Origin of the sequence: Salinivibrio sp. IB872 (assembly GCF_001995345.1) — a bacterium.
Lineage (GTDB): Bacteria > Pseudomonadota > Gammaproteobacteria > Enterobacterales > Vibrionaceae > Salinivibrio > Salinivibrio proteolyticus.
On the sequence record NZ_MUFO01000036.1, the window covers coordinates 1 to 13,186 of the forward strand.

Consider the following 13,186-nt stretch of genomic DNA (forward strand, 5'->3'; position numbering starts at 1 on the left):
GTCGCTCATCTGCGGCCTTAATATCACGAAGCGCGTTGATGTAGCCGTTTTTACGTTGCGCGTGGAGAAAACCAGTAAGCAGAGAATGACCGAAATCCCCATGACGGCGGATGATGTTGTAAACCGGATCGCGCCAGTTCGTGAGCCTGATTTTGTGCTCGTTGACGTCGGTGGCTGCAAGACGGTCCCAGAGTGAACACGCGACAGCACTCATTCTGTGAGGATTTATTGTGGTGTCACGGTCATTGGTATTGCGTGCAGATTCGAGCGTRGGCGCTGTGAAGTAGAATTCATTCGTGTCAGCGTCAAAGCGCGGCGGGCACACGTGATGCTGTGTGCGTTCGCGCTGGGCAATGGTGGGCTGAATGAAAACGTGGTTCATCAGGCAAGGCTCCAAACTCTATAATTACGATTTTTCGTTACTGTAATTACGAATTTTCGTTATCACAACATCCAAAAAATTGTAATTTACCTATAAACTAGTCAAGTAAGGAGGTTGTCCATGTTTCATTCTGAGTTATTAGATGCCTACAAAAAGGCGAAAAATTACGTACAAGATAAGCAGATTGCGCACGATTTAGAGATACCACCGTCCAGAATCAGTGAAATGCGCAAAGGAAAGCACTATCTATCTGAAAGTGCTGCAATTTTTCTTGCTCAAGAAGCAGGATTAGATATCCATGAGGTATTAATAAAAATTGCAGCAGACCGAGCGAAGAACACGCAAACAAAGAAAGCATGGGAAACGATTTTGGGAAAGCTACATAGCCAAGGATTGCATTGTATTCAGGGACTTAGCCTTGGCTTGATGGGGTTAATGCTAACCGCCGAATACTGGTCTCAGTGCGCATTATCTATCTTATGTTAAATAACATATCCCTCAGATCAAGATCGGCATCAATAAGACAAGCGCCTGCATTCCTCGTCGATACGTTTTGTCCCCTTCACTGTGTTTACGCGACTATTCAACGTAATTGTATATTTACCATAAAATAGCTAATCACCACTTTCTTTAATCCACTCAGTTCAAATGCTCCGCTTGACCTAAGGTGCTTCAATCTCGCAGTGATAAGCTAAATGATCATCTTTTATGGGTTATATTTAGTGTTATCTCAGCAGTTTCCGCCTGTTGACCTTTTTAGGTGCTGCAAGGTTTGCTACAGTTTTGCTAGTTTGTACGCGAACCGTTAAATAAGGGAAAAAATGAGAGCTCAAATAGTGGCTTGGCTGTTAGTCGCATTGACCAGCTTCAGTGTGTCTGCCGAGGATGAAGGCGAAGCCAAACAAGCCCCCGCACAACCTAAGTCGTATGCGGAACAAAGTATTTATGACAAGCCATTGATGGAACGCTATGTTATGGATGAGATTCGTAATCTCAGAACAGACTTCCAGGCTCTTGAAAAGCGTATGGTGGTTGAGATTACCGACCGTGAATTGGACGTGGCGGACAAATCACTTAACTATGCCAATGTCACTGTCACCTACTTTTTCTATTTGATTGCGGGCGCAGCATCATTGATCGCTCTAGTTGGTTGGCAATCGCTGCGTGATATCAAGAACAATACAAAAGAACTCGCTGATCAACAGTTATCGGAAATTGCTGAACAATATGAGCGAAAGTTCCAAGCGCTAGAGCGCGATTTGAAACGTAAAACACGTATCATCGCCGAGAATAACAAAGAAATTGAACGGATTAATGAGATCCATAACCTTTGGTTACGCGCACAGCATTCACAAACGCCAGAACAACGGATGGAAATCTACAATGAGATTTTAAAAATTCGCCCTGGTGATCTAGAAGCCCTCACTCATAAAGCGGATGCCGCGATGGAAATGGGTGAATACCACTGGGCGTTGAGTATTAGTAATCGTGTTTTAGAGGTGGATGACAAAAATGCCAACGCCCTCTTCCAGCGTGCTTGTGCCTATGCGCGTCTTGGTGCGGAAGAGCAAGCGATATCTGACTTGGAAGTCGCCGTGGCGGAAAGTGCCTCTCTGCGTGAGGCGGCTCGTGAGGAAGCTGATTTTGAATCACTTCATGGTAATGAGCGCTTTGACGTGTTGATTGATCCGGAGAGTAATCCTTAGTCAGCATGCTGTACGACAAATCACTGACAATGGGCAGCATACGCTGCCCGTTTTTTATCCACCGGCGAGTTTGACGGTGTGGCCTTTTTTCTCAAGGTGGGCTTTGATTTGATCGCGTTTATCCCCTTGGATCTCGATAACGCCGTCTTTAATCGCGCCACCACAGCCGCATACCTTTTTAAGCTCGGCGGCGAGTAGTTTTAATGCCGCGTCTTCAAGGTCCAGCCCTGTTACTAAGCTAACGCCCTTCCCTTTGCGCCCTTTTGTTTGGCGCTGAATACGAACGATGCCATCTCCCTTTGGGCGAACTGGCTTTTCCGGTGCCTCTTTGATGCGACCGGTTTCGGTAGAATAAACTAATCGGTTGTTGTCAGACATGGTGTATACGTAATGTGAAAACCTTGGTGAGACTATACCAAAACAAAAAGCGGCTTTGCAGATAAAGCCGCTTATCTTATTGGTTGGTATACATTGCGTGTATTAGGCGCGCAGTTTTTCGCCGTTGCGATCAATATAAAGTTTGAGGGCGGGTAAGGTTCCTTTCATCAGATTTCCCCGAACCATCATGTACCAGCCCTTTTCGTCTTTCTCGGGATCGTCATTCATCAGGCGAAACCCTTTGTACTCTTCAACTTGGCGGGTTTGTTTACGAGCAAGCGCATCAAACTCGGCAGGATCAGTCACCATGCTGGTATCGACCCACCACTCAATCGACTTTTTGACGCCAGTTAAGCTGCCAGACACAACTTTACCGCCTATCCGCGCACGATACACCTCTTGGATATCACCAGAGCCTTCTACTTTCTCAATGGTGTAACCACGGTGAAAAAGGCGTTGGGTCATAGTTTCCTCCTGATGCCGTTCCCACAACAGCAATCATACCTATTATGAGTTACGAACCTATTAAATTTTTAGACTATTATCACGTTGAGTTCGAGGATTTTCACTTATTTTCAGACCTTGACAGACAGGTGAGTATATAAAGTGCGATATGTTTCAAGTTTCACTCTGTGGTTGATGATAATATAGGACTATACAATTAAAGTTATAGTGCATTATGAAAAAGATTAATCCCATTGATAACAATCATTTAAGTGCGAGCATTCAAAAGTTCAATCAGGGCGTACTATCCATTGAAGATTGGGATAGCGTGACAGAATCTCGATATAGTCGAAACTCACTACTGAGCTATCGAAATGACTGGCAAGTTTTTGTTTCTTTTTGCCAAAGCCAACATGTCACGGCGTTACCCTGCGCAGTGACAACGCTGCGTCGATTTGCGGAACTCACCTCCCAACAGCGAAAAGTATCGGCGATTCGCCGAATTATTGTCACTGTAGGCTTGGTGCATCGCTTACACCGTCAGCGAGATCCGAGTAAGCATCGCGAAGTGAAATATGCCATGGCACGGTTACTTGCCGCGAAACTCCCAGAAGCAAAAGAAGCCGCGCCATTTAGAAAAAGACACCTGTCAGCACTTAGAGAGCATTTCCAATCAAGTAAGAGACTACGCGATATTCGTGATCTTTTGATTTGGTCATTGTGTTACGAGGGCTTACTCAAACGCAGTGAACTCGCTGCACTCGCCGCAGAAGATGTTCTTTATGACGGCGAAAAGGCCTATGTGATGATTGGAGAGCAACGGGTTGTGCTCTCTGAACAAACCGCAGTGACGCTCGCCATTTGGCTCAAGTACAGTGGGATCCATCAAGGCCCCCTACTGCGACGAATTAACAAGCATGGCCACTTAGGCGACACGCCGTTAGACCCCTCTTCAATTTATCGCGTTTTTCGCCGCGCCAGTGACGTGTTAGGGGAATCAGTGGTGTTTTCTGGACAATCTCCCCGCGTGGGAGCCAGTAAAGCTCTGGCAAAGCAGGGATTAAGTATCAAGCAAATCCAACATCTGGGCCGTTGGAAAAGTCCGGCTATGCCGGCGCAATATGTCGGCAACCGCGAAGCCAGTGAGCAAGCCAAAGCACGTTACCGACATAAAAAGTCTACAGAGTAGCGCCTAACTCACCCGTTTGCCTGTTGCCTTGCTAATACATTGGGCGAGGTATTCGTGGAAAGGATAACCATGATGTTCTACCAGTTTGGGGAACATCGAAATCGGGGTCATTCCTGGAAAGGTATTGATTTCATTAAGTAAGATTTGGTTATCGTCGCTCAAAAAGAAGTCAATACGAGACAAATCTTTTAAGCGTAGGTGCACAAACGCTTGACGCGCATACTGCTGAATCGCCTCTATTTGTTCATTCGTGAGGTTTTCCGCTTCAATGTGCGTATTGCTGTGACTGCCGTCGCTGTACTTTTCCTCGTAGGTGTAGAAGGTGTCCTCTGGGCAGCTGATTTCGCCCGGTGGGGTGACAATCACATCCTCTCCCATGTGGAATGCAGCGACTTCAAGCTCACGTGGTTTAATCGCTTTCTCGATAAGTACTTGGTCTGAAAACGTAAACGCATCTGCAATTCGCGCTTCTAGCTCATCTTCCTTCGCCACACGGTAGCAGCCCACGCTGGAGCCCTGACTTGCCGCTTTTACAAAAACCGCCCCTTGCTCGTTATAAAAAGTACGAGCCCGAATCAAGCTACTTGGGCTTTGGTCGKTTAAAAATACATAAGGTGTGTTCGGAATCCCGAGGGCGTCAAACCATAACTTGGAGGTGATTTTATTAAAGCACACTCGGCTCGCTTCAGGTCCGCAGCCGAGATACGGCAAACCTGTGATTTCTAACAATGATTGAATATCGCCTGTCTCACCGGGAAAGCCGTGAATACAAGGCACCACATAATGGATTTGGGTGTGTTCTACCTTGCTACACAGCATGCCATCGGTATCCAAATGGCAGCGCATGCCATCCGCTAAATGCCAACCTTGATCGGTCATTTCCACTTTATGGACTTTCACTCGCGGCATTTTTGCCAGTTGTGACTCAAGGTACTGAGCCGAAATTAAAGAAATCGCATGTTCAGCGCCACCGCCACCACACAGCAAAAGAAGGTTTATTTTACTCATCATTTTCTCACAAGACGTGCCATGCACGTATTTTGCTGACTTTTAAGCCATAGTAGACAATTGTTCGCTAGCTTTCATTATCCAAACAGCTTTTATGTCCGCTTTGATAGCCGATTGCTTGTCAATTATACAAGTGAATGCTGCCCATCAGGCGCTCAACTATGCGTTACCCACCACACACAAAAAAGCCGGCAAATCGCCGGCCTGTTCAGCAAATGGTGCGCTTAGTTAACGCGCACCATTTGTGGGTTGGACGACCGTTTGATATCCGCAATGGAGCGAACAAATGGTCCATATTGGCGCACTGTTTGTGGAAGCGCCTGAATCGCTTGCTTGGCTGCATCTCGGGTTGGGTATTCGCCATAAAGCAAGGTGTACCAAGGCAAACCATCGACCATTTTTTTATTGCTCCAAAGCGGCTGATCGCTGGGTAAGCGTTTAGCGTAATCGCTAAATCCACGATCGTGACTCAGTGCCACAACTTGAATGGTATAGCCCGGCCCTTGTTTCGCGGGTTTTACCGTTTGCTTTTTAGGCGCAGGCTTTGGCTGAGCTTGTGGCATCGGCTCCGCTTTCGCCATCTCTGGCTGTTCGGTCGCACGGGTATCGGTCGACTCAATGGTCTGACTATAAATTTCGGTAGTGACGCCGCCACCGCTGCATCCCGTTAAGAGCGCGGCAACAGCCAATAAGGCCAATTTTTTCATTGCAATTCTGTCAGTTATCCAAGTTTGTGTCATTGTGCCCCCGACCTAACAACCATTCAATAAAAACTTAGGTGGCGGCGTAAGGTTTCGGCTGCAGCTCACAGATGGCCACCCCTGCCTGTTTTTCAGTGTATCGTGTTGAATAAATTCTGCTCCGCACAGATCACATTGCTTTAAAAAAAACCGCTGAATTCAAGCATGAATAGATACACTGGCTGACAATCTGTCCTGTTTCTCGGCTTATCATGCCACGCAAAGGGGGAGCGTTATGTCAGGGATTGATCAGTTGCTTAAACCCAAATCAATCGCGGTTGTTGGCGCCTCAGACCGAGCTAACCGTGCTGGGTATGTGGTGACTCGCAATCTACAATCGGGGGGATTTCAAGGTCCAATCATGCCCGTCACGCCGAAATATCAAGCGGTTGCGGGGATACTGGCCTACAAAACCATCGAAGCACTGCCATTAGTGCCTGACTTAGCTATCCTATGTACCCGTGGCGAGTACAATCTTAGCCTCATCGAACAGCTGGGCGAACGTGGCGTCAAGTTAGTGATCGTGCTAGCAGCGGGCATGCGCGGGCAATTTAATGAGCAAGGCGAAAGTCACTTTTCACGCATGCAGGCCATTGCAGCGCGCTACACCATGCGGGTGCTTGGACCAAACAGTCTGGGGATGATTCTGCCTTGGCTGAATTTGAATGCGTCGTTTGCGCCTGTGTCTGCCAATAAAGGAAACATTGCCTTTATTTCTCAATCCGCCGCTGTCTGTACCACGATTTTAGACTGGGCCAAAAATAAGCGAATCGGCTTCTCGACCTTTATTTCACTCGGCGAAGCCTGCGACATCGACTTTCCCGAGTTATTGGATTATCTGTGTCGTGACAGTAAAACCGATGCCATTCTGCTCTATGTCGACTCAATCCGTGATGCGAGACGGTTTATTTCCGCTGCTCGTGCCGCGGCACGTAACCGACGTATTTTGGTGCTAAAAAGTGGCCGCACTCGCGGTGGCTCGGTGGCCTTGGAACAACTGAGCCATACCAACATGGGCCTCGATGCCGCCTATGACGCAGCCATTCGTCGCTCGGGGATGCTGCGCGTAAATAACACTCACGAGCTATTTGCCGCAGTCGAAACCTTGTCGCACTCCGTTCCTTTACGTGGCGAGCGTTTGGCCATTATTACCAATGGCGGCGGCCCTGCTGTCATGGCAGTAGATACACTGATGGATTCGGGCGGTAAATTGGCGTCTCTTAGTGAGAAAACTATTGAAGCGTTGAATCAGGTATTACCCGCAAGTTGGTCGCGTACCAACCCGATCGATATCGTGGGCGATGCGGACACACAACGATACCAAGATGCCATTGATATTCTCTTGACGAGTGATGATGCCGATGCACTACTTATCATGCATTCACCCTCCGTCACGGCGCCGGGGCTAGCTACCGCGAAAGCCATTATCGCTGCTCTCAAGGAAAATCCGCGCGCGCGGCGTTTTAATATTCTCACCAACTGGCAAGGCGAAGGCGATGACGCCACCGTTGCTCGACTAGCATTTACCCATGCTGGCTACCCGACCTATCGTACGCCAGAAAGCGCCGTTACCGCCTACATGCATTTGGTAGAGTACCGGCGTAACCAAAAGCAGTTGATGGAAACGCCCACGTCCACCGGACAAACAGACTACGACTTGCCGGCAGTTCGCGCCTTTATCGATCAAGCCGAAGATATTAAGCACCTCACTCTCACCACACATGAAGTCCGTCCTCTTCTTGAAGCGTATGGCTTGCACGTCATGTCCACCTGGCTGGCGAGTGATCCGGTCGAAGCGGCGCAAATTGCCGAGCAAGTGGGCTATCCGGTTGCAGTGAAACTGAGATCGCCAGATATCCAGCATAAATCGGATGTACAAGGCGTGATGCTCAATTTGCGCACAGCCGCTGAAGTGGCGAATGCTTCACAAGCCATTKTGGACCGCGTGTCTATGACGTATCCAAACGCACGCATTCAAGGCTTACTGATTCAATCCATGGCTCCCCGCGCCGGTGCGCAAGAGTTAAGAGTGACAATCACTAATGATCCCGTGTTTGGCACCATTATCTTATTGGGTGAAGGTGGTTCAGACTGGGACGTGACCAAAGATGCTGCGGTGGCGATCCCTCCGCTCAATATGGCGTTAGCACGCTATTTGGTAATTGGCGCGATCAAGTCTGGCAAAATCAAACAGCGCGGCTTCCCCGTTTCCATTGATGTGCCCAGCTTGTGCCGCTTTTTAGTGACACTGTCACAGATGATCATTGATTGCCCTGAAATTGACGAACTGGATATTCACCCACTATTAGTCGCGGGCGACGAGCTCACCGTATTAGACGCCTCCCTACAACTGCGTGATTACGCCGGTAGTCAGCATCAACGTTTGGCGATACGCCCCTATCCTAAAGAACTCGAGCAACAGGTCACCTTAAAAAATGGCGATACATTGCTATTACGTCCGATTCTTCCCGAAGATGAGCCAACCCACAAAGCGTTTGTAGAGCAAGTATCGGAGGAGGATCTTTATCGGCGATTTTTCTCTGACGTGGGTGAGCTCAACCATGAGGCCCTGGCCAACCTCACTCAGATTGACTATGGCCGAGAAATGGCACTGGTAGCGACCTATACCTCCCCTTCTGGACAAGAAGAAATCTGGGGAGTGGTCCGTTTATTGGCCGATCCTGAAAATACAGAAGCCGAGTTCGCCGTGCTAGTGCGCTCGGATTTAAAAGGCGTTGGCCTTGGCAGTATCTTGATGACTGCGATCATCGATTACGCCAAACAGGCCGGCCTATCTCACATTACCGGTATGACGATGCCAGCGAACCGAGGCATGATTGGATTAGCACAAAAGTGCGGTTTTAGTATTGATGTGCAAATGGCAGACGGCGTGGTGGATATGCTGCTGCCACTACATAAAAACCAAGATGCATAAACCGACTACGGCGTATCAATCGGAATGTCACCGGCTTGCAAATAGGGCGCAAGCAGCTTAGGGACTTGCCGCACCAACCAAGATTTCGCATTGCCCATACGGTTGCGCTTCCACGCGAGTCCCATCTTTAACTCGAAAGGTGTGCTGCCCTTCAATAGCTTAAGGCGACCCGCTTTCAAGTCATCTTGAATCCAAAACCACGGTAAAGTGCCAATCCCCTGACCTGCCAATATCGCTTGATACTTATCATGCATCGAGCTGACGGTTAAACGCGGTTGATCTTCCAAGACATTATAGGTAATCGGCTGCATGCCGCGTGCGGTATCGGCAACCGCAACTCCTCGATAACCAGCCCGAATGTCTGGATCGACAGGTCGCGCTTCCTTATGAATGGGATGGTCAGGCGTGGCAACCCAGTACGCACTCATTTCGCCCAAAGGCTGTACCTTAATCCCTTGAGGAACTGACGCTGGGATCGGCGCAATCAGCACATCTGCTCTATCTTGCGCGAGAGATTCCCAGCACCCGGCAAGAATTTCTTCTGACAGTTTCAAACGCGTGCTGCTTTTATTGGCAAGACGCTCAATGAGCGGGAAAAAGAACGCACTTTTAAACAAACCGTCGTAGGCAAGCCGAATTTCGAGCTCCCACCCATGAGCTAACGACGCCGCATCGGCAATCATCTCATCGGCCGCGTTCAGTAATAAGCGTCCACGCTCTACCAATAAATGGCCGGCGTCGGTAAATGTCGCGCGGTGACCGGACCGATCAAAGATCACTAGTCCAAGCTCATCTTCCAGCTTTTGAACTTGATAGCTCAGTGAGGAAGGGGCTCGATTAAGTGACTCCGCTGCGGCGGCAAAACTGCCTTTTCGCTCAATGGCATCTAAAACCTGTAACGCTTCAAACGACAACATAGTGCTTCTCTTAACCTACATCACGGAACGTCGTAAGGAGCTAACGACGTGCGACGCAAATGGGGACCTATAAAGTCTTAACACTTTAGCAGGGTTTTCAGTGCACTCCTACTTCAAAAGCCAATTTAAAACGACTATCAGTTGATAAGATAAAGACAATAAATCAGCGATATAGCACAAAATCGTCACCGGGTTTATTTCCTTTCAACAAGAACTGTCATACAGTAAATGAGAGGTGACGATGAGACTAGACCGGATTGAAATAGCAGGCTTTCGTGGCATCAAGCGCCTGTCACTACAAGTTGATGAACTCACCGTTCTAATCGGTGAAAACGCGTGGGGTAAATCTTCCTTGCTCGACGCATTGGAAATCGCTTTGCATCCTAGTGGTGATCGTCCCAGCTTCAAACGCTCGGACTTTCATGTTGACCACACCCTAGGGATTGCCCCTGAACAACAATTTCAAATCGTACTGCGTTGGCAAGAAAGCTTTGCTGGCGAACACAAAGCACGCCGCTATCGACGCTTTAAGCCGGTGTGGAATGGCGAGCATGAGGGTTGCCGTACTCTCGATTATCGCTTGAGCGCCACCACAGAAGAAAGCAAAGTCCATGTACGTCGCGAGTTTCTATCCAGTCAGGGCGATGTCATTCAAGATATCGAGAGCGATGTGCTGGCACAGCATCTCATGCAGATCCACCCTGTGGTTCGGGTACGCGATGCAAGACGCATGCGGGTCCCCGGACAAACAGTAACTAAAGACAATACCCGCCTTGAGCAACGGCTCGACAATACCTATCGCCGATTGTTAATGATGCCCGGCCACGTTAATAAAGGAGAGATTAAGAGCGGGCTACATGCGATGCGGCAACTGCTGGATCATTACTTTGCCGTACAAGAGCACGATCGCCCCCCTTACCCCATCAATGCCCCCGGAGCGTTAGCGTTTACCCATAATCAAATGCATCCCTTAGAGGCGGTGGCTAACAATACCTCCAATCAAAGCGACCTTATCCTGATGGGATTATTAAGCGCATTTGTGCGAGCGCGAGGGCCAAAGCAGCTTAAGCGCAATGCGCGACCGATCATGGTGTTTGAGGATCCCGAAGGTCGCCTGCACCCCACCTTATTGAATCAAGCTTGGCGCCTGATCCAATTGATGCCGATGCAAAAAATACTGACCACTAATAGCGGTGATCTTTTGGCGGGGGTTCAACTTGATCATATCCGAAGATTGGTACGCCATCCGACCGAGACACGCAGCCACCAAGTTCCCTCACAGCTGTTAAGTAAAGATGAACGCCGTCGCGTTACCTTTCATGTCCGCTTTCATCGCCCCAGTGCCTTGTTTGCGCGCTGCTGGCTGTTGGTTGAAGGCGAGACGGAGATTTGGCTATTTAATGAGCTCGCTCGCTTGCAAGGTTATGACCTCGCTGCCGAAGGCGTCCACTTAATTGAATTTGCACAAAGCGGTCTACGTCCATTAATCAAAACCGCCAAAGCCTTGGGGATTGAATGGCACCTAGTCGCCGATGGTGATATGGCCGGGAAGAAGTATGCCGTCACAGCACGCGGACAGATTGAGAATCAGCCGGAGGGCGTTAGGCTTACCGTCTTGCCCGATAAAGACATTGAGCATTTCTTGTATAACAACGGCTATGAGCCTTTGTTCCGAGATATGGCTGGGATGACAAGCCAACAGCCTCACATGAATGACAGGCGCATCATTACTAAGGCACTCAAGCGTTATGCCAAACCCGATGCCGCGCTCGCGATCATCGCCTATACCGAGAATGAATTGAAAGCGCCGATCCCTAAGTTGCTTCGGTGGATCTTGCAACGTGCGATCGGCTTAGCCAGAGGGATGGGCTAGTTAGCCCTCCTTGTTTACACGTTGGAAAAACAGCGTCACTTTCCCGACTTCAACCCCCCATTTGCGCATCGAGGTGACATTAAATAAATGGTCTGAATCTTGTCGGAACATCCAGTCGTCAAAGTGCAGCTGATACTCGCTGTCACCAACAGGCACAACCAAATCATAGCGCCAATTTAACGCATTCCCTTCTACAACACCTGTCGCTGTGCCCACTATATCACCGGCGGTTCCTGAATAGATCCCTTCTGAGTGGCGGGTAATCGTCCAAACACGCGTTTGGGTCTCGCCATCGTCATACACAAAGGACTCGTCGAGTGTCAGTGTATCGCCATCCACAGTACCAATGATATCTACCTCAAAACGCCGGCGTTGCTCACCAGAAAAATCTTGCACCATACCCCACGCTTTTGTGTGTCCTTCAAAATACTCAAACAAGTCAAACGCAGGAGTACGCGCTTTGTAGTCCTCAATGTCCGCTGAACACGCCGTCAACAATAGCGCCGCTACGGCGAGCAAGGCCCACTGAATACGCTGCCGGATCTGCCTCGTCGGTAGAGTCATGATGGATCTCCTAATAATGCTTTACGGTGATCGGGGTAATCGGTATTTTCTGATAACCAAATGGCCAAGAAGGCGTCGGCCAATGCCGTATCGGTTAGGTTAAGTGTTAGCTGCCAGTTTTGGTCCGCGCGTTGGTAATAAAATGTACCGCCGGTCCGAGTACGGACAAAAGCAAGACGATCGTTCTCCTTGATATAGCCCCAAGCTGGCGAGATTGTTTCCAGCCACACTGCGCGTTGCGATGCAGAGAACCCAAGGTGCTGCCACTGATCGTCCGTCGCTTCCATCAGCCGTGTGTCGCTGATATCTCGAGCATAGGTAATCACCAATGCATGTGGCTGTTGTGGTTGATACTCTCCGTCAGGCGCACGCAACTCGGAGCGATAGATCGTCCACCAGCCCCATGTGAGTGTTGCCTTGCCAACTTGAGGCCAAGATTGCCATGCATTCTCCATCGTATGAGATGCCGTCTCGGCAGAATTCGGCCAAGAGAGGATTAAGGTAAGCCAGCCCACAAGCAGAATAGCTTTCATCACTCACCTCCTGAGGCCAACGTCGTTGGCTGTGTTTTTTCTACCAGCCAACGCATTAGGTGGATAAGAATCACACTGTACACCGCCCAGACCGCCACCAGAACGAGACTTGTGGTGAGCCAAGGTTGCGGAAAAACAATCGCGCCAAGCCGTTCTCCAGCAACATAACTGCTCGCGCCACCCAAAGCGCCAATCAAACTCATCGCCCATAGAGAATGGGCGAGAATGATCTTACGCAACAACCAAACGAAGGCGCAGAACCCGCACCAAAGTAGAGCCAGCCACACCGGCATCCACGCTGATGCAGGTTCAGTGGCAAGCCAGCCAAAATGGATTAACAGGTTGTCACCGACAAGGCCTATCGGCGTTAAGGTGATGATCGCCCAAAGGACATCGCGCTGATAGACAATCGCCGCGGCAAGCATGGCGACTAGCAACCACTGGGTGCTACTTTGCCCCAACGCCGCCGTGAACCAAAACACGTTAAAAAGCAGGGAGATCACCACAAAGCGCATGA

General features: G+C 49.3%; 14 protein-coding genes. 5 read left to right on the top strand and 9 right to left on the bottom strand.

Translation table 11 applies throughout. From position 1 onward, the window contains the following. Window positions 1–382: hypothetical protein (locus BZJ18_RS13270; protein WP_131825291.1), on the bottom strand; the 382-nt coding region annotated here is incomplete at its 3' end. Window positions 383–502: 120 nt separating this feature from the next. Between BZJ18_RS13270 and BZJ18_RS13275 the strand changes: the two genes are divergently transcribed. Further along, window positions 503–868 (top strand): DUF3693 domain-containing protein, encoded by a 366-nt coding sequence (locus tag BZJ18_RS13275; RefSeq protein WP_077457436.1) that lies wholly within the window; start codon window positions 503–505, stop codon window positions 866–868. Between the two features lie 335 nt (window positions 869–1,203). Next, on the top strand, window positions 1,204–2,088 hold the full coding sequence (locus BZJ18_RS13280; protein ID WP_077457438.1) for a TPR end-of-group domain-containing protein: 885 nt from the start codon (window positions 1,204–1,206) through the stop codon (window positions 2,086–2,088). Between the two features lie 54 nt (window positions 2,089–2,142). Here the strand turns inward: BZJ18_RS13280 and yciH are convergent, their stop codons facing one another. Next, a complete protein-coding gene (gene yciH, locus BZJ18_RS13285) occupies window positions 2,143–2,466 on the bottom strand; it encodes a stress response translation initiation inhibitor YciH (RefSeq protein WP_069586466.1) in 324 nt (107 codons plus the stop codon). A gap of 102 nt (window positions 2,467–2,568) precedes the next feature. After that, window positions 2,569–2,931: a DUF3319 domain-containing protein gene (locus tag BZJ18_RS13290; RefSeq protein WP_077457440.1), complete on the bottom strand. Its 363-nt coding sequence runs from the start codon at window positions 2,929–2,931 to the stop codon at window positions 2,569–2,571. A 214-nt stretch (window positions 2,932–3,145) separates the two neighbouring features. On the opposite strand from BZJ18_RS13290, the gene BZJ18_RS13295 reads away from it, so the two are divergent. After that, a complete protein-coding gene (locus BZJ18_RS13295) occupies window positions 3,146–4,099 on the top strand; it encodes a tyrosine-type recombinase/integrase (protein ID WP_077457442.1) in 954 nt (317 codons plus the stop codon). 3 nt (window positions 4,100–4,102) lie between these two features. Here BZJ18_RS13295 and BZJ18_RS13300 read toward each other — a convergent pair whose 3' ends face one another. Both BZJ18_RS13300 and BZJ18_RS13305 read right to left on the bottom strand, forming a co-directional pair. Beyond that, window positions 4,103–5,107: a D-alanine--D-alanine ligase gene (locus tag BZJ18_RS13300; RefSeq protein ID WP_077457444.1), complete on the bottom strand. Its 1,005-nt coding sequence runs from the start codon at window positions 5,105–5,107 to the stop codon at window positions 4,103–4,105. Window positions 5,108–5,331: 224 nt separating this feature from the next. Beyond that, complete coding sequence (locus BZJ18_RS13305) at window positions 5,332–5,814, bottom strand: SPOR domain-containing protein (protein ID WP_069586462.1); 483 nt, start codon at window positions 5,812–5,814, stop codon at window positions 5,332–5,334. 268 nt (window positions 5,815–6,082) lie between these two features. Between BZJ18_RS13305 and BZJ18_RS13310 the strand changes: the two genes are divergently transcribed. Next, entirely contained in the window at window positions 6,083–8,782 is a 2,700-nt protein-coding gene (locus tag BZJ18_RS13310) for a bifunctional acetate--CoA ligase family protein/GNAT family N-acetyltransferase (RefSeq protein WP_077457446.1), read from the top strand. Window positions 8,783–8,787: 5 nt separating this feature from the next. On the opposite strand, the gene BZJ18_RS13315 is transcribed toward BZJ18_RS13310, so the two are convergent. Further along, window positions 8,788–9,699 (bottom strand): LysR family transcriptional regulator, encoded by a 912-nt coding sequence (locus tag BZJ18_RS13315; protein WP_077457448.1) that lies wholly within the window; start codon window positions 9,697–9,699, stop codon window positions 8,788–8,790. A gap of 241 nt (window positions 9,700–9,940) precedes the next feature. On the opposite strand from BZJ18_RS13315, the gene BZJ18_RS13320 reads away from it, so the two are divergent. Further along, complete coding sequence (locus tag BZJ18_RS13320; RefSeq protein ID WP_077457450.1) at window positions 9,941–11,572, top strand: DUF2813 domain-containing protein; 1,632 nt, start codon at window positions 9,941–9,943, stop codon at window positions 11,570–11,572. On the opposite strand, the gene BZJ18_RS13325 is transcribed toward BZJ18_RS13320, so the two are convergent. From BZJ18_RS13325 to BZJ18_RS13335, 3 genes are read right to left on the bottom strand one after another with little or no spacing between them, the layout of a single operon-like run. Next, on the bottom strand, window positions 11,573–12,136 hold the full coding sequence (locus tag BZJ18_RS13325) for a DUF3833 domain-containing protein (protein WP_077457452.1): 564 nt from the start codon (window positions 12,134–12,136) through the stop codon (window positions 11,573–11,575). After that, the gene (locus BZJ18_RS13330; protein WP_077457454.1) at window positions 12,133–12,669 is read right to left on the bottom strand and encodes a hypothetical protein; all 537 of its coding nucleotides are present in this window, start codon (window positions 12,667–12,669) and stop codon (window positions 12,133–12,135) included. Before BZJ18_RS13330 ends, BZJ18_RS13325 begins: the two co-directional genes overlap by 4 nt. Beyond that, window positions 12,669–13,184 carry a DUF2878 domain-containing protein gene (locus BZJ18_RS13335; protein WP_158011288.1) on the bottom strand — a complete coding sequence of 172 codons (516 nt, stop codon included), beginning with the start codon at window positions 13,182–13,184 and terminating at the stop codon, window positions 12,669–12,671. Before BZJ18_RS13335 ends, BZJ18_RS13330 begins: the two co-directional genes overlap by 1 nt. Between the last annotated feature and the right edge of the window lie 2 nt (window positions 13,185–13,186).

Excerpts from the sequence above, each read along its gene's own strand:
- BZJ18_RS13305 (WP_069586462.1), bottom strand. The coding sequence starts at position 5,814 with ATGAAAAAATTGGCCTTATTGGCTGTTGCCGCGCTCTTAACGGGATGC.
- BZJ18_RS13295 (WP_077457442.1), top strand. The coding sequence starts at position 3,146 with ATGAAAAAGATTAATCCCATTGATAACAATCATTTAAGTGCGAGCATT.
- BZJ18_RS13280 (WP_077457438.1), top strand. The coding sequence starts at position 1,204 with ATGAGAGCTCAAATAGTGGCTTGGCTGTTAGTCGCATTGACCAGCTTC.
- BZJ18_RS13320 (WP_077457450.1), top strand. The coding sequence starts at position 9,941 with ATGAGACTAGACCGGATTGAAATAGCAGGCTTTCGTGGCATCAAGCGC.
- BZJ18_RS13315 (WP_077457448.1), bottom strand. The coding sequence starts at position 9,699 with ATGTTGTCGTTTGAAGCGTTACAGGTTTTAGATGCCATTGAGCGAAAA.
- yciH (WP_069586466.1), bottom strand. The coding sequence starts at position 2,466 with ATGTCTGACAACAACCGATTAGTTTATTCTACCGAAACCGGTCGCATC.
- BZJ18_RS13290 (WP_077457440.1), bottom strand. The coding sequence starts at position 2,931 with ATGACCCAACGCCTTTTTCACCGTGGTTACACCATTGAGAAAGTAGAA.
- BZJ18_RS13335 (WP_158011288.1), bottom strand. The coding sequence starts at position 13,184 with ATGCGCTTTGTGGTGATCTCCCTGCTTTTTAACGTGTTTTGGTTCACG.
- BZJ18_RS13330 (WP_077457454.1), bottom strand. The coding sequence starts at position 12,669 with ATGAAAGCTATTCTGCTTGTGGGCTGGCTTACCTTAATCCTCTCTTGG.
- BZJ18_RS13275 (WP_077457436.1), top strand. The coding sequence starts at position 503 with ATGTTTCATTCTGAGTTATTAGATGCCTACAAAAAGGCGAAAAATTAC.
- BZJ18_RS13325 (WP_077457452.1), bottom strand. The coding sequence starts at position 12,136 with ATGACTCTACCGACGAGGCAGATCCGGCAGCGTATTCAGTGGGCCTTG.